The sequence below is a fragment of the Micromonospora peucetia genome (assembly GCF_900091625.1).
In the GTDB taxonomy this organism is placed as follows: Bacteria; Actinomycetota; Actinomycetes; order Mycobacteriales; family Micromonosporaceae; genus Micromonospora; species Micromonospora peucetia.
In genome coordinates this window covers 3,224,275-3,240,011 of the sequence record NZ_FMIC01000002.1, presented here as the reverse complement: position 1 = coordinate 3,240,011, position 15,737 = coordinate 3,224,275, and the positions used below count along the sequence as shown (strand labels likewise).

Genomic DNA, 15,737 nt, shown 5'->3' with positions numbered 1-15,737 from the left:
CGTACGCCGGCCCGGCAATCGGGCCGCACGGCTGGTCCGGCATCGACAACGCACGCCTCACCTCCCGCATTCCCGCCGCCCGGCCGGGCATTCACCCGGCACGGCCGCCGTCCTGTCGTGCCCCGCCCGGGGCACGACGCCGAACCCGGCGGGAGAGCCGAAGACGTACGACACGGAGGAGCTGATGGCCCGCCTGATCGCCACCCGGGGACTGCCCGCCTCCGGCAAGAGCACTTTCGCCCGTACGCTCCAGCCGTCCGTGGTCCGGGTGAACCGGGACGACCTGCGCCGGATGCTGCACGGCGAGCGGCTGTTCACCCAGTGGGCGGAATGGCAGGTCACCGTCGTGCAGCGGGCCCAGGTCGAGGCGCTGCTGCGGGCCCGGGCCGACGTCTGCGTCGACGACACCAACCTGCGCTCCCGGACCCTGCGCGACTGGGCCGACCTGGCCGCCCGGTACGGCGCCGAGTTCGAGGTGCACGACTTCACCGACGTGCCGCTGGCGGAGTGCCTGCGCCGCGACGCCGCCCGACCCGAGGCCGACCGGGTCGGCGAGGCGTGGATCCGCCGGCTGCACCAGCGCTACCTGGAGGGTCGTACGCTGCCGCTGCCCGTGCCGCAGGCCCGAACGGGGCGGCCCGCCACCGTGCACGCCTCGTCGACCGAACCACCGGAGATCGTCCTGGTCGACATCGACGGCACGGTCGCGCTGAACGTCTCGCGCAGCCCGTACGACATGACCCGGGTCGCCGAGGACGAGCCGAACCAGGCGGTGATCGCGGCGATCCGGGCGATGCACAACGCCGGGTACGGGGTGGTGTTCTGTTCGGGCCGCGACGCCACTTCCCGTGCCGCCACCGAGGCGTGGCTGGCCCGGCACGTCCAGGTCCCCTACCTCGACCTGCACCTGCGCGCCGTCGGCGACAACCGAAAGGACTCCGTGGTCAAGGGGGAGATCTACGAGCACGAGATCAGGAACCGCTACCGGGTGGTCGGCGTCTTCGACGACCGCCAGCAGGTGGTGCGAATGTGGCGTGCCCTCGGCCTCACCGTCTTCCAGGTCGCCGAGGGCGACTTCTGAAGTTGTAGGAAGGGCACCTTCCTGTGCACCAGGCATCAGGAAGGTGCCCTTCCGCACACCTCAGGCGGCGGGGGCCGCGGTGGCGGCCGTCAGGGTGACGGTGGCCTCGGCCGTGGTGCCGTTGACCGCGACGGCCAGCTTGACCTGCGCGCCGGGGCGCAGGGCGGTGAGCCGGCCGGTGGCCGGGTCGAAGCGGGCCACGTGCCAGGGCCTCAGCCCGAGGATCGAGCCGATGTGCACGTTCGGCGAGGCGGACCAGTCCGCGCTCACCGGCGCCGCCACCGGCACCGTACGGCCGCCGGGCTGGGTCACCGTGGCGGTGGCCGTCGCCGGCGCGCCGACCGCGACGCTGGCCGGGGCGGCCAGCGTGAGCGCGTCGACGTGTGCGTGGAACTCGGCGGCGACCCAGCGCGGGCCCTCGACGAGCGGGTTGCGCCGGGCCAGGTCGGCCTCGGCCGGGCTCACCGGATCCACCCCGAACTCCGTCCACCCGGTGAAGCCGCCCTGGTCGGCGGGGGTGGAGGGGTTCTTGCCCGAGTTGCCGTTGATCAGGTACGGCACCCCGTCGACCCGGTCGGCGTGGAAGGTGCCGACGTGCCCGCCGACGAACGCGGCCCCCTTGCCGGTGCGGTGCTGGAAGTCGGCCAGCCACTGTTCCAGCAGCGCGGCCTCCTTCCGGTCACCGAGCTGGCTGGCCTTGGCCGGGCTCGGGTCGCGCGGCGGGTGGTGGTGCAGCACGACCACCGAGCCGACGGCCGGGTCACCGGCCGCCGAGTCGAGCGCCTCGCGCAGCATCCGCACCTGGTCGAAGCCGCCGCCTCGCAGCGAGCCGGTCGACGAGTTCAGCGTGACGAACCGGGTGCCCCGGTGGTCGAAGGTCCGTTCCGTGTCGCCGAAGGCGGCCCGGAAGTTGGCGATCGGGGCGCCCATGATCTCGTGGTTGCCGGGCACGTAGTAGTACGGCAGTTCCCCGCCGAGTTCCTCGTCCAACAGCCGCTTGGCCAGCGCGAAGTCCGCCGGGTAGGCGGTGTCCACGAAGTCGCCGTTGATCATCAGGAAGTCCGGCTTCGCGGCCTTGACCTCGCGGAGCGTACGGCGGGCCTGGGCGACCAGGTCGCTGTCCGGGTTCGCCGCGACGAACTGCGCGTCGGACATGACCGCGAAGCGCCAGGGCGCGCCGTCGACCGTGCCGTCGCGGAGCACCACCCGGTCGGTGCGCGGCGTCTCGGCCGGCGCGTCGACCGTCGGCGGCACCTTCGCCACCAGGTCGTCGATGACGACCTCGCTGCGGTACTGCGCGGCGGCGTTGGTCTCCGCCACGTAGAACCGGCGGATCCGCACCGGGTACTGCACTCCGGCAGGCACGGCGAACTCGACGTACTTCCAGCCCGTCCAGGTGATCAGCGGGCCGCGCAGGACGTGCTGGGTGTTCTGCGCGTCGTGCAGGTGCAGGCTGGGCCACTCCCCGGTGCCGTTGCCGTGGATCCACATGCCGAACGCCTGCGGCTGGCCGGCCACCTCGATCCAGGCCGGCGGGTCGGCGTACGCGGCCCGGGTGCCGGTGGACTGGCTGAAGTCGTACGTCATCTTCAGGCCCGTGCCGGTGCGGCCCGGCGCGGGGGCGACCGCGCCGCTGGCGCGGGCCTGGCTGAACTTCCAGGCCGCCGCGTCGTCGAAGCCGGCCACCGGCACGTCGGTGAGCCCGACGGTGACCGGCAGGACGGTGCTGCTCCGGCCGACGTGGACGGTGACCAGCGCCGAACCGGTGTCCCGCAGGGCGGTGACGGCGAGGTTGCCGTCGGCGGTCGGGGCGATCCGGAGCAGGTCCTTGTCGTAGTCGAGCTTCAGGTCGGCGGGCTCGATCGGGGCGGTGTTGCCCTCGGCGTCGTAGCCGACCACGCCGAACAGCGCGCTGCCGTCCGTGCCGGTCAGACCGACCCGGTCCACCGTGGAGTCGACCCGGGCCAGCGGCCCGAGCACGGTCAGGTCGAGGGTGCCACGGGCCGCGCCCCGCGAGGCGGTGACCGTGGTGCTTCCGGGCAGGAGGGCCCGGAAGCGGCCCTTGCTGTCGACGATGCCGTGCACCGCCGGGTTGGCCCGCCACGTCGGCGCGCCGGCCGCCGGGCCGTACGTCTCGTCGTGGCCGGCGGCGGTGAGCCGTCGGGTCAGGCCGGGAAAGACGCGATCGGGCCGGCCGCCGCGCACCGGCGCCACGCCCGGGGCGCTGGTCGGGTCACTGGCGGTCTCCAGCCAGTAGCCGGTGAGCCGGCCGCTGCCCTTGGGCGCGTAGATGGCCAGGCCGTTGGGCACGGCACGCTCGCTGCCGTCGGACGGGCCGTTCTCCACCTGCACGGCCGCCGCGCCCGGCTCCCGGGCGAGCAGCGTGGAGGAGCCGCCGCCGTCGAGGTTGAGCGCGTGGTGCGCGCCGAGTTCGGCCATCATCCGGCCCATCTCGGTCAGGGTGACGCCACGGCTGTCGACCTGCCGGCCGTCCACGGTCATCATGATCATCCGACGGCCGTCGGCAGAGAAGCCGACCGACGTACGCGGGGCCAGCGACGCGTCGGCGATGCTCTGCACCACGCCGTCGCGGACCAGCACATGGCTGCCCCCGACTGCCGCGTGCAGGCTGCTGCCGTCGGACGCCTTGGGCTGGTAGGCGACCGTCACCGGGTCGCCGGGGCGCAGGCCGGCGAGGGCGTCCGCGCCGGCGTCACGGCCGAGCAGCACGGTGGTGCCGGCCGGGATCGGCCCGCTTCCGGCCGTGCCACCGACGGTGGCGACGCGGCCGTCGACCACCGTGACCTCCGTGACGCGAGCGGCGCCGTCGACCGCACGTTCCCGGGTGTACGACCCCCAGAGCGCCGTGAACACGCCGATCCCGTTCGCCTGGATCATGTTGTTGAACTGGGTCACCGTCACCGGCCCGGTGGGCAGCGTCGCGGTGCCGTCGAAGTTCACCTCGATCACCCGACCGAGCCCCTCGGTGGTGATCGCGACGGCGTTGCGGTGGCCGCTGACCGCGGACTGGACCAGCTGTCCGTCGCGGATGCCGACGCCCTGGGCCGCACCGGAGTTGTTGATGTCGAAGAAGTCACCGTTGACCGCGGCTACCGCGCGGGCCTTATCGACGGCGCCGCGTAGCGGCTCGGCCCGGCTGACCGCGCCGGAGTTGACGTAGTCCACGGTGAGGCCGCCGGTGAGGTCGGCGGTGAGCGCGTCGGCGCGCAGCCAGCCGTCGGCGTCGTACCGGTCGAAGGAGGTCAGGGCGAGACCCGGGGCGACCGGGCGGGTGGTCTTCGCGGTCTCCAACCCGCCGGCCGGCTCCAGGCCGGTCGGGGCTGCGGCAGCCGACCTGCCCGCGGCCGGATCGGCGGCGAGCGTGACGGAGTCCGTGGGGTGCGAGGAGGCACTCGGTGCGTCCTCGGCCGCGGTGGCAAAGGGGTCGGTGGCCGAAGTCGGCGCACCGGCGGTCGCCGGCACGGTGCCGGCCAGGGTGAGCAACGGCGTCAGCAGGAGGACGCCTGCGAGCCGGGCGGATCGTCTGCGGGTACGCATGGGCGACAGTCAACCGGACAGTGAATAGAAGTTTCAATACCCATCGGCCAAACCGAAGGAAAACTCCAGCTGTCCGGTGGCCGTCCGCGCCGCAGGCGGGACGCGAGAAGGGCACGGCCTCGTGGCCGTGCCCTTCTCGATCGTCTCACCCGGAAAGGGTCACTCCCCCGGCGTCGACTTCGCGATCTGCATCAGGAACTCGATGTTGGTGCGGGTCTGCTTGAGCTTGTCGAGCAGCAGGTCCAGCGCCGCCTGCGAATCCAGCGAGTGCAGGACCTTGCGGAGCTTGTGGAGGATGGCCAGCTCCTCCGGCGCGAGCAGGACCTCCTCCTTACGGGTACCGGACGGGTTGATGTCGATGGCCGGGAAGGTGCGCTTGTCGGCGATCTTCCGGTCCAGCTTCAGCTCCGCGTTGCCGGTGCCCTTGAACTCCTCGAAGATGACCGTGTCCGCCATGGACCCGGTCTCCACCAGCGCGGTGGCGAGGATGGTCAGCGAGCCGCCGTTCTCGATGTTGCGGGCCGCACCCAGGAAGCGCTTCGGCGGGTAGAGCGCGGTGGAGTCGATACCACCCGACATGATCCGGCCGCTGGCCGGCGCCGCCAGGTTGTACGACCGACCGAGCCGGGTCACCGAGTCGAGCAGCACGACGACGTCGTGCCCGAGCTCGACCAGGCGCTTCGCCCGCTCGATCGCCAGCTCCGCCACCGTGGTGTGGTCCTGCGGCGGACGGTCGAACGTCGCCGCGATGACCTCACCCTTCACCGACCGCTGCATGTCGGTGACCTCTTCGGGCCGCTCGTCCACCAGCACCACCATCAGGTGGCACTCCGGGTTGTTGTGCGTGATCGCGTTCGCGATGGCCTGGAGCACCATCGTCTTACCCGCCTTCGGCGGCGACACGATCAGCGCCCGCTGGCCCTTGCCGATCGGCATGACCAGGTCGATGACCCGGGTGGTGAGGATGTGCGGCTCGGTCTCCAACCGCAGGCGCTCCTGCGGGTAGAGCGGCGTGAGCTTGTAGAACTCCGGCCGGTGCTTCGCCTCGTCCGGCTCCATCCCGTTGATGGTGTCCAGCCGCACGAGCGGGTTGTACTTGTCCCGCCGCTGCTCGCCGTCGCGCGGGGCGGCGCGTACCGCACCGGTGATGGCGTCGCCGCGCCGCAGACCGTACTTCTTGATCTGCGACATCGAGACGTAGACGTCGTTCGAGCCCGCCAGGTAGCCGGTGGTCCGCACGAAGGCGTAGTTGTCGAGCACGTCGATGATGCCGGCCACCGGAACGAGCACGTCATCCTCGCCGACCTGCGGCTCGCGCCCGCCGTCGCCGCCGCCACCCTCGACACGCTCACCGCGGCCGCGCCGGCGGTCCCGGAACCGGCTGCGCCGACCGCGCCGACCGCCGCCCTCGTCGTCGTCGTCGTTGTTGTTGTCACGCTCGACGCGCTGACCCCGGTCGCCGCCGCGCTCGTTGCGGTCGCCCCGGTCGGCACGCTCGCCCCGGTCGCCGCCGCGCTCGTTACGGTCGCCCCGGTCGGCACGCTCGCCCCGGTCGCCGCGCTCGGCACGGTCACCCCGGTCGGCACGCTCGTTGCGGTCGCCCCGGTCGGCACGCTCGCCCCGGTCGGCACGGTCGGCACGGTCGCCCCGGTCGGCACGCTCGCCCCGCTCGTTACGGTCGCCCCGCTCGTTACGGTCGCCGCGGTCGGCACGCTCGCCCCGGTCACCGCGCTCACGCCCGCGGCTCTCGCCCCGGTCGGCGCGCTCGGTGGCCTCGGCCTCGTCCGTGCGCGTCTCCGCCGGACGAGCCTCGGTGGCCCGTGTCTCCGCCGGACGAGCCTCGGTGGCCCGAGCCTCCGCCGGACGAGCCTCAGTGGCCCGAGCCTCCGCCGGGTGCGACTCCGCCGGACGGGCCTCGGTGGCCCGAGCCTCCGCCGGACGAGCCTCGGTGGCCCGAGCCTCGGCAACGGCGGCCCGGCTGCGCCGGGTCCGGCCACGAGGCTCGGTCTCGCCCGCCGCAGGCTCGGCCGGAGCCTGCTCCGCGGTGCGCCGTGCGGCCTTCGGCCGCTCGGTGGTCTCGCGGACCTCGGCGTGGACCTCTCCACGGGCGGGAGCGGCAGCGGCAGCGACCTCGGCCCGCGGTCGAGGGGTCCCGGCGGCGGCGCCCTGCCGCTCGGAGATCGCGCTGATCAGCTCGCCTTTACGCATACGAGCCGTACCCGAGATGCCGAGCGACGCGGCCAGGCTCTGCAGCTCCGGCAGCAGCATCGCCGACAGGCCGGTGCCGCTGCGCCGACGACGGGCGGGGGCGGCAGCGGTGGTGGCATCGCCAGCGACGTTGGAAACATCCGACGTCACGTCGGTGGTGTCGCTCAATGGATTCCTTCCCTCGATAGGCCGGGACTGCCCGGAGTCGAAAAGCTAGGTGGCCGGGCGGCCTCGGTGCACCCGCCTCGCATGGACGCGTCGCGGGAGTCTGTGACACAGCAGCTGGTCGGTTTCCCGACTCACCAACGTCGGTGAGCAGGTCTCGCCGCCTGCGGCGACCTGTGAAGACTGCGGTGCGGCGTGGGCCTAGGCAGGGGTGACGGGCTGACCGCCGATAGCTTCGGGGGTGCGCCGACCCGCAGGGAGATCGCGTGCTTCGCGGCTGTGCTAAGTCTAGAGCGTAATCAACTCTTCCGACCTGCGGCAACAGGGTCCCGCTCTGCGTGTCCCAGTCTACCCCGGGCAACCTGTGCTCCGCGCCCGTCTGGATCCAACCGCCAGACCTGCCAACCTGTTCCCGGATCGAAACCCCCGGGCGGCTCGGTCAGAGCCAGGACGGTCGGCCCCGCCCCGCTGATCACAGCGGCCACACCCGCCGCACGCAGCACTTTCACCAGGCCGGCACTGCCCGGCATGCCGACGGCACGGTAGTCCTGGTGCAGCCGGTCGACGGTGGCCGGCAGCAGCAGACCCGGGTCTGCGGTCAGCGCGTGCACCAGCAGCGCGGCCCGGCCGGCGTTCAGCGCCGCGTCACCGTGGGGCACGGTGGCCGGCAGCGCGGCGCGTGCGGTCGCCGTCAGGCCACGCTCCGCCGGCACGAAGACCATCGGTCGTACGCCGTCGGCGACCGGCAGCGACACGGCCCGGGCGCCGGACGGCTCCGTCCAGGCCAGGGTGAAGCCACCGAGCAGGCACGGCGCCACGTTGTCCGGATGGCCCTCGATCTCGGCGGCGAGCCGCAGCGCGTCGTCGTCGTCGAGGCGGGTCTCGCCGTCGGTGACCAGCGCGCGCGCCAGCAGCACGCCGGCGACGATCGCCGCGGACGAGGAGCCCAGCCCGCGAGCCTGCGGGATGCGGTTGACACACTCCACCGCCAGTCCCGGCGGTTGCCCGCCGAGAATGTCGAAGGCCGCCCGCATGGCGCGCACGACCAGGTGCCGGTCGTCGGCCGGCAACTCCCCGGCGCCCTGCCCGGTCACGGCCACCGTGACGCCCTCCGTCGTCACCTCGGCGGCCACGTCGTCGTGCAGTGCCAGGGCGAGCCCCAGGGCATCGAACCCCGGCCCCAGGTTGGCGCTGGTGGCGGGGACCCGGACCCGGACCGGGCCGGAGGTGAAGTTCGTCGGCACGGGCTCATGCTAGGGCTCCGCACCGACGGCGCGGTCTCCGCCCGCCGGATGGGCGGGACGGCGCGCCGGTGCCGGCCGGTCAGCCGGCGACGCTCGATGCCGGCTGAGGCGCCGGGTCCGTGAGCGAGAGCCGGCGGGTGGCGATGCGCCAGCCGACCGCGTAGACCACCGTGACGAGGCCGCAACCGGCCAGCACCACCCGCTCGTCCACCGTGTCCACCACGGTGGCCACCGCGAGTTGGCTCACCGAGATGGCCAGGGTGGCCAGCATCATGTCGGTGGCGAAGACACGCCCCCGCAGCCGGTCCGGCACCTCGCCCTGCAGGGCGAAGTTCGACATCACCCAGTTGCTGCCGCCCGCGAAGTGGGCGACGAAGACCAGGACCAGCACCAGCGGGAACCAGTTCGCGACCGAGGTGCCGAGGTAGGCCAGGCCGTAGAGGGACATGGACAGCGCCAGCCCGGGCAGCAGCCAGGCCCGGTTGGTCAGCACCCGGCGCATCAGGATCGGCCCGACGAGTGCCCCCGCACCACGGACCGCGAAGAGCAGCCCGGTGCCGACCGGGCCCACGCCGTACAGCGTTGCGAGCAGCGGAAACACCGTCAGCACGCCGTTGCCGAGGCCGACCGCCGACTTGACGGTGACCAGCGCCAGCACCCTCGGCCGGTGCCTGATGTAGCCCAGCGCCTCGCGGATCGCGGGCCAGGTCCGCTGCGCCGGTCGATCGACGTCGTGGGGAGCCTGCAACGGCCGGCGGATCAGCGTCGTCAGGCCCGCGGCGACCACCAGGCCCACGGCCGCCACCCAGAAGCAGGCGTACGGGCCGGCGGCGGCGCTGAGCACGCCGCCGAGGGAGGCGCCGACGACGGTCATGGTGCCCCAGGCCGAACCGGCGACGGCGTTGCCGGCGGCCAGTTCGTCGGGGTCGAGCACGTTGGGCAGGGCCGCCTGGGCAGCCGGGGAGTAGAACGCCTTGGCGACCGCCACCACACCGATCCCGGCTATCGCCAGCCAGGCCGTCCCGGCGCTGCGCACGCCGAAGAGCATCAGCACGCCGAGCAGGGCCGCGACGTTCGAAATGATCATGATCTTCCGCCGGTCGAACCGGTCGGCGACCGTGCCCGTGTACGGCAGCAGCAACGCCACGATTCCGGTGTCGACGGCGAGCACCAGGGCACCCCAGACGCCGCTTCCGGTCAGGCCCGGCAACAGCACCAGCAACGGCACCATGACGAACCAGTCGGCGCCGAAAACCACCAGCTCGGCGAGGAAGAGGTTGCGGAAGTTTCGGTTGCGGGTGAGAACCGAGACGGTGGACGGCACGTTCGGGACCCTACCGGCCGGCGACTGGCGGGCCGGGCGTACGGCGGGTACCTGACCGAACGCGAACGCCCCCGGCGGGCGGGACCCGTCGGGGGCGTTCGCGGACGTACCGCTACTCGGTCGGCGGCAGCGGGGACCTGCGGCTCTTCGGTAGCCGCAGCACCTCGAACTGGTCGGTGCCGTCCAACAGCGCACCCGACGGCGGGTGCCCGGACGCCGGGGCGTCGGCAGCCTCCGCACCGGCGGCGGACGCGGATCCCACGGCGGACACCGGGACCGGGTCGGCGGCGGGCGTCGGACCGCTGGCGCCGGCCGGATCGCCGTCACCCGCCGGAGCCGCCGGGACCGGCCCGCCGGACCGGCGGGCCCGCCAGGACCGGAACCACTCCTTGGTGTTCTCCGCCATCGCGTAGAGCGTCGGCACCAGGATCAGGGTGAGCAGCGTCGAGCTGAGCAGACCACCGATCACCACGATCGCCAGCGGCTTGGAGATGAAGCCGCCCTCCCCGGTGAGGCCGAGCGCCATCGGCAGCAGCGCGAAGATGGTGGCCACGGCGGTCATCAGGATCGGCCGCAGCCGGCGCCGGCCGCCCTCGACCACCGCCTCCTGGACCCCCATGCCCTGGGCCCGGTACTGGTTGACGAGGTCCAACAGCACGATCGCGTTGGTCACCACGATGCCGACGAGCATGAGCACGCCGATCAGCGCCGGCACGCCCATCGGGGTGCCGGTGGCCAGCAGCAGGCCGATCGCGCCGGTCGCCGCGAACGGAATGGAGATCAGCAGGATCAGCGCCTGGACCAGGCTGCGGAACGTCGCCACCATGATCAGGAAGACGATCGCGATGGCCACCAGCACGGCCAGGCCCAGGTCGGCGAAGGCCTCCGCCTGGTCGGCGCTGACCCCACCGATGGCGAAGGTCGCCCCCGGCACGTCGATGCCGTCCAGCTTCTTCTGCAACTCCTGGGTGATGGCACCGAGATTCGAGCCGGTGGCCGTACCGGTGACGGAGACGCTGCGCTCGCCGTCGATCCGGCTCACCTGCTGCGGGCCCTCGGTCTGGGTGACGTCGGCGATGGCGTCGAGCCTCACCGGCCCGACCGGCATCGCGCGCAACTCCTCCACGGTGGTCGGCGGCTTGCCCGCGAACCGCAGCACCACGTCCCGCTGCCCGTCGTCGAGCGTGACCTGCCCCAGGGGCGCGCCCCGGAACGCCTGGGCCACCACCTGGCCGACGGCGGCCTCGGTGAGCCCGACCCGGCCGGCGGCGACCCGGTCGACGGTGACGTCGACGCGCGGCACCCGGGTGGCGAGGCTGGTGGAGACGTCCTCCACGCCCGCCAGCCCGGCCATCGCGGAGCGGACCTCCTCGGCGGCCCGGGTCAACGCCTCCGGGTCGGCGCCCTGGACGACCACCTCGATCTGGTTGGCGGCCGCCCCGCCCTGACCGGCGCCGAAGCTGACCTCGCCGACGCCCGGGCCCAGCGCGTCGAACTCCCGGCGCAGCTTCTCCCGCATCTGCTGGGCGTCGGTCCCGTCGCCGAGGGCCAGCGACCAGCTGGCGACGTTGTTGCCGCCGCCGGCGAACGGGTTGTCCCCGCCGCCCGCCGTGACCTGGTACGTCTCGACGTCCTCGGTGCGCTCCAGCACCGCCTCGATCTGGCGGGCCGCCGCGTCGGTGCCGGCCAGCCCGGTGCCCGCCGGCAACTCCTGGGTGATGCTCAGGGTGTCCTGGCCGGAGTCGTCGATGAAGTTGGTCTCCAGCTGACGGGACAGGCCAAAGGTGCCGAACAGCACGAGCAGGCCGAGCCCCAGCGTGATCCACCGGGTGGCCCGCTTGCGCGTCGCGAAGTTGATCACCGGCAGGTACGCCCGCTGCAACGGGTTGCGCAGCTCCTTCTCCTCCGCCTCCCGGCGCACCACGGCGTCGTCCGCCGTGCCGCCGGAGGGCTTCAGGAACCAGTACGCGAGCACCGGGATCACGGTCAGCGAGACCAGCAGCGAGGCGAGCAGGGCCACTGTGACGGTGATCGCGAACGGCGCGAAGAGCTGCCCGACGAAGCCGCCCACCAGCGCGATCGGCGCGAACACGGCGACTGTGGTGAGGGTGGACGCGGTCACCGCGCCGGACACCTCGCGGACGGCGGTGAGGATCGCCTGCCGCTTCGGCTCGCCGTACTCCAGGTGTCTCTTGATGTTCTCCAACACGACGATCGAGTCGTCGACCACCCGGCCGACCGCGATGGTGAGCGCGCCGAGGGTGAGCAGGTTGAGCGAGTAGTCGCCGATCCAGAGGGCGATCAGGGCCACCATCACCGAGAGCGGGATGGAGACCGCGGTGACCACGGTGGAGCGTACCGACAGCAGGAAGACCAGGATGACCACAACGGCCATGACCAGGCCCAGCAGGCCCTCGGTGGTCAGGCTCTCGATCGACTTCTCGACGAACGGCGCCTGGTCGAAGACGACGGTCAGCTCGGCGCCGGAGGCCCCCCGCAGGTCGGCGAGCCGGTCCCGGATCTCGTGGGAGATCTCCACCGCGTTGCCGTCCGGGGAGGCGGTGATCGCGATGCCCAGGCTGTCCTTGCCGTTGGTACGGGTGATCGCGGTGGCCGGAGCGAGCTGCTGCTCGACGGTGGCCACGTCGCCGAGGCGGACCGGGGCCGCCCGGCCCGCCGCCGGCGCGACCACGACGCCACGCAGGTCGTCCAGCGTGGCGAGCCGGGTGCCGACCTGCACCGGAAGCGCGCGGGTGCCGTCGGTCACCGCACCGGCCGGCACCGTCACGCCGTTGGTCTTCAGCGCCGCGCCGAGGGCGGTCGGCTGGAGCTTCGCCGCCGCCAGCTTGGCCGGGTCCGGGGTGACCACCACGATGTCGTCGCGGGCGCCGGTCAGGTCGACCGTCCGCACCCCCTCGATGGCCTCCAGCTCGGGCACGACCGTGGCGCGCAGCTTCTCCACGAGTACGCGCTGGTCGGCACCGCCGGAGGCGGCGAGCACCACCGCGGGCAGGTCGTCGGTGCTGCCGGCGATGACCTGCGGGTCGACCCCCTCCGGCAGCTGCGCGTCGATCCGGTTGAGCGCGGTCTGCATCTTGTTGACGATGTCGTCCAGGTCGGTGCCGAACTCGTACTGGACCTGGACGGTCGCCGCTCCCTCACGGGAGGTCGAGGTGACCTTGTCCAGCCCCGGAATGGCCTGGAGGCTGTTCTCGATCGGCTCGGTGACCTGTGACTCGACGACCTCGGGCCCGGCGCCGGGGTAGACCGCCACGATGAACGCGGCCGGCAACTCCAGCGACGGCAGGAGCTGCTGCTTCAGTGACGGTACGGCGAACGCCCCGAACAGCGTGGTCACCACCGCGATTAGGGCGATCAGCCCTCGATTGGCGAGGCTGAATCTGGCGAGCAGCGACATCGGCGTGACTCACTCCTGGAAAAGGACGATTGGCGGGGGTATGGATTCTTCCCCACCCCTCCTGACCGCCCCCTGCCGGCCCCGCCCCGCCCGACGCACAGGATTCACCCGCCGCGGCCCGGCCGTCGAGGTCGACCGGTACCGCCCGCCGGAAACGTCAGGCGAGGTCGAGACAGCGGGCGGCGGCCAACGGGTCGTTGGCGATGGTGATGGGTACGGGCGCGGTGGAGATGGCCCACTCCGGGTCCTTCAGGCCGTGGCCGGTGACCGTGCAGACCACCGTCGAACCGGCCGGGATCCGACCGGCGGCGGCCTGCTGGAGCAGACCGGCCACGCTCGCCGCACTGCCCAGCTCGACGAAGACCCCGACCTCGCGGGCCAGCAGCCGATACGCGGCCAGGATCTCCCGGTCGGTGACGGCGGCGATCAGACCGCCGGAGGAGTCCCGGGCGTCGAGCGCCCTGGTCCAGCTCGCCGGGTTGCCGATCCGGATGGCGGTGGCGATCGTGGACGGCTCACGGACCACCTGGCCGCTGACGATCGGGGCGGCCCCGGCCGCCTGGAAGCCGTACATCTTCGGGGCCCGGGTGGCGTTGCCGTCCCGCAGCTCCTCCGAGTAGCCCATCCAGTAGGCGGAGACGTTGCCGGCGTTGCCGACCGGCAGGCAGTGGATGTCGGGGGCGTCGCCCAACGCCTCGACGATCTCGAACGCGGCCGTCTTCTGGCCGTGCAGCCGGTCGATGTTGACCGAGTTGACCAGGGCGACCGGGTAGTCCTGGGCGAGCTTCGCGGCCAGCGCCAGGCAGTCGTCGAAGTTGCCCTGCACCTGGAGCAGCCTCGCCCCGTGCACGAGCGCCTGGGCCAGCTTGCCCAGCGCGATCTTGCCCTGTGGCACGAGCACCGCGCAGGTCAGGCCGGCCCGGGCCGCGTACGCCGCCGCGGAGGCGCTGGTGTTGCCGGTGGAGGCGCAGATGATCGCCTTGTTGCCGGCCTCGACCGCCTTGGAGACCGCGACCGTCATGCCCCGGTCCTTGAACGAGCCGGTCGGGTTCGCGCCCTCCACCTTCAGGTGCACGTCGCAGCCGAGCCGGGCGGAGAGCACCGGCGCCGGCAGCAGCGGGGTGTTCCCCTCGTGCAGGGTCACGACCGGGGTGGCGTCGGTGACCGGCAGCCGGTCCCGGTACGCGTCGATCAGACCCCGCCACATGTCGCTCTCCCTCGCCTCTACCGCCCCGCCGAGCCGGGTACGCCGTTAGCCTGGACCAGCATCGCCGGGTCCCCGCCGGCGCACCCGCAGTTAACCACCAGGCGAGACACGCAGGCGCCCGCCCCGCCGGGACCGCGAGCCGGCCGGTCACCGGCCGGCTCCCACCGCCGGACGCGAGCCGGCCCGCCTACACCGACTGGGCCGCGAGCCGGCCGGTCACAGGCCGCCCTCCACCCGCAGCACGCTCGCCACCGAGCGGACGATGTCCAGCCCGCGCAGCTCGCCCACGGTGGCGGCGAGCGCCGCGTCCGGTGCCACGTGGGTGACGATGACCAGGTCGGCATCATCGCCCCGGCCGGCCGCGCCGCCGCCCGCCGGGCCCTGCCGCACGGTGGCGATCGACACGTCGTGCCGGGCGAACACCCCGGCCACCGCCTCCAGCACACCCGGCCGGTCGGCCACGTCCAGGCTGATGTGGTAGCGGGTCAGCGCCTCCCCCATCGGCCGCACCGCCAGGTCGGCGTAGGCGCTCTCGCTGGCCGAGCGCACCCCGGCGAGCCGGTTGCGGGAGACCGCCACCACGTCGCCGAGCACCGCGCTGGCAGTCGGCGCGCCGCCCGCACCCCGGCCGTAGAACATCAGCGGCCCGGCCGCCTCGGCCTCGACGAAGACCGCGTTGAACGCGTCGCCGACGCTGGCCAGCGGGTGACTCAGCGGGATCATCGCCGGGTGCACCCGCACGCTGACCGTCTCCCGGCCGGCGGCGTCGGCACCCCGGGCGGCGATGCAGAGCAGCTTGATGGTGCACCCCATCGCCTTGGCGCTGGCCACGTCGGCCGCGGTGACCTCGGTGATGCCCTCCCGGTGCACGTCGGCCGCGCCGACCCGGGTGTGGAACGCCAGTGAGGCGAGGATGGCGGCCTTGGCCGCCGCGTCGAAGCCCTCGACGTCGGCGGTCGGGTCGGCCTCGGCGTAGCCCAGCTCGGTGGCCTCCTCCAGCGCCTCCGCGAAGCCGGCGCCGGTGGCGTCCATGGCGGAGAGGATGAAGTTGGTGGTGCCGTTGACGATGCCGGTGACCCGGTTGATCCGGTCGCCGTGCAGCGACTCACGCAGCGGGCGCAGCAGCGGGATCGCCCCCGCCACGGACGCCTCGTAGTAGAGGTCGCCACCGCCGTCGGCCGCCGCGTCGTGCAGGGCCGCGCCGTCCTCGGCGAGCAGAGCCTTGTTGGCCGTGACCACGCTCTTGCCGGCACGCAGCGCCTCCACCAGCCAGCTCCGCGCCGGCTCGATGCCGCCGACCACCTCGATGACCACGTCCACGTCGTCGCGCTTGACCAGGCCGAGCGCGTCGGTGGTGAACAGGGCCGGGTCGACGGGCAGGTCGCCCCGGTCGCGGCCGAGACGGCGTACGGCGATGCCGGCGATCTCCAGCGGGGCGCCGATCCGGGCGGCGAGGTCGGCGGCCTGCTCGTGCAGCAGCCGGACCACCTCGCTACCGACCGTGCCGCAGCCGAGCAGTGCCAGGCGCACAG

At 73.2% G+C, this 15,737-nt stretch carries 8 protein-coding genes; 1 reads left to right on the top strand and 7 read right to left on the bottom strand.

Features of this window, described 5'->3' with window-relative positions; all coding sequences use genetic code 11:
- The first annotated feature begins 184 nt into the window (after window positions 1-184).
- Window positions 185-1,081 (top strand): phosphatase domain-containing protein, encoded by an 897-nt coding sequence (locus GA0070608_RS15200; RefSeq protein WP_091628445.1) that lies wholly within the window; start codon window positions 185-187, stop codon window positions 1,079-1,081.
- Window positions 1,082-1,141: 60 nt separating this feature from the next.
- Here the strand turns inward: GA0070608_RS15200 and GA0070608_RS15195 are convergent, their stop codons facing one another.
- From GA0070608_RS15195 to GA0070608_RS15165, 7 genes are all read right to left on the bottom strand, one after another.
- Window positions 1,142-4,639: a phosphodiester glycosidase family protein gene (locus GA0070608_RS15195; RefSeq protein WP_091628443.1), complete on the bottom strand. Its 3,498-nt coding sequence runs from the start codon at window positions 4,637-4,639 to the stop codon at window positions 1,142-1,144.
- Window positions 4,640-4,798: 159 nt separating this feature from the next.
- Window positions 4,799-7,015 (bottom strand): transcription termination factor Rho, encoded by a 2,217-nt coding sequence (gene rho, locus GA0070608_RS15190; RefSeq protein WP_091628441.1) that lies wholly within the window; start codon window positions 7,013-7,015, stop codon window positions 4,799-4,801.
- Window positions 7,016-7,311: 296 nt separating this feature from the next.
- Entirely contained in the window at window positions 7,312-8,256 is a 945-nt protein-coding gene (gene thrB / locus GA0070608_RS15185) for a homoserine kinase (RefSeq protein WP_091628439.1), read from the bottom strand.
- A 79-nt stretch (window positions 8,257-8,335) separates the two neighbouring features.
- Window positions 8,336-9,580, bottom strand: coding sequence for an MFS transporter (locus tag GA0070608_RS15180; RefSeq protein ID WP_091628437.1), 1,245 nt, complete (start codon window positions 9,578-9,580; stop codon window positions 8,336-8,338).
- A gap of 112 nt (window positions 9,581-9,692) precedes the next feature.
- A complete protein-coding gene (locus GA0070608_RS15175) occupies window positions 9,693-12,998 on the bottom strand; it encodes an efflux RND transporter permease subunit (RefSeq protein ID WP_091628434.1) in 3,306 nt (1,101 codons plus the stop codon).
- Between the two features lie 157 nt (window positions 12,999-13,155).
- On the bottom strand, window positions 13,156-14,205 hold the full coding sequence (thrC, locus tag GA0070608_RS15170; RefSeq protein ID WP_091628431.1) for a threonine synthase: 1,050 nt from the start codon (window positions 14,203-14,205) through the stop codon (window positions 13,156-13,158).
- A 216-nt stretch (window positions 14,206-14,421) separates the two neighbouring features.
- Window positions 14,422-15,735 (bottom strand): homoserine dehydrogenase, encoded by a 1,314-nt coding sequence (locus GA0070608_RS15165; protein WP_176733964.1) that lies wholly within the window; start codon window positions 15,733-15,735, stop codon window positions 14,422-14,424.
- Window positions 15,736-15,737: the final 2 nt, after the last annotated feature.

Bases quoted from the DNA above. Each gene is read 5' to 3' on its own strand.
- GA0070608_RS15200 (WP_091628445.1), top strand. From the start codon at position 185: ATGGCCCGCCTGATCGCCACCCGGGGACTGCCCGCCTCCGGCAAGAGC.
- GA0070608_RS15195 (WP_091628443.1), bottom strand. From the start codon at position 4,639: ATGCGTACCCGCAGACGATCCGCCCGGCTCGCAGGCGTCCTCCTGCTG.
- GA0070608_RS15175 (WP_091628434.1), bottom strand. From the start codon at position 12,998: ATGTCGCTGCTCGCCAGATTCAGCCTCGCCAATCGAGGGCTGATCGCC.
- thrC (WP_091628431.1), bottom strand. From the start codon at position 14,205: ATGTGGCGGGGTCTGATCGACGCGTACCGGGACCGGCTGCCGGTCACC.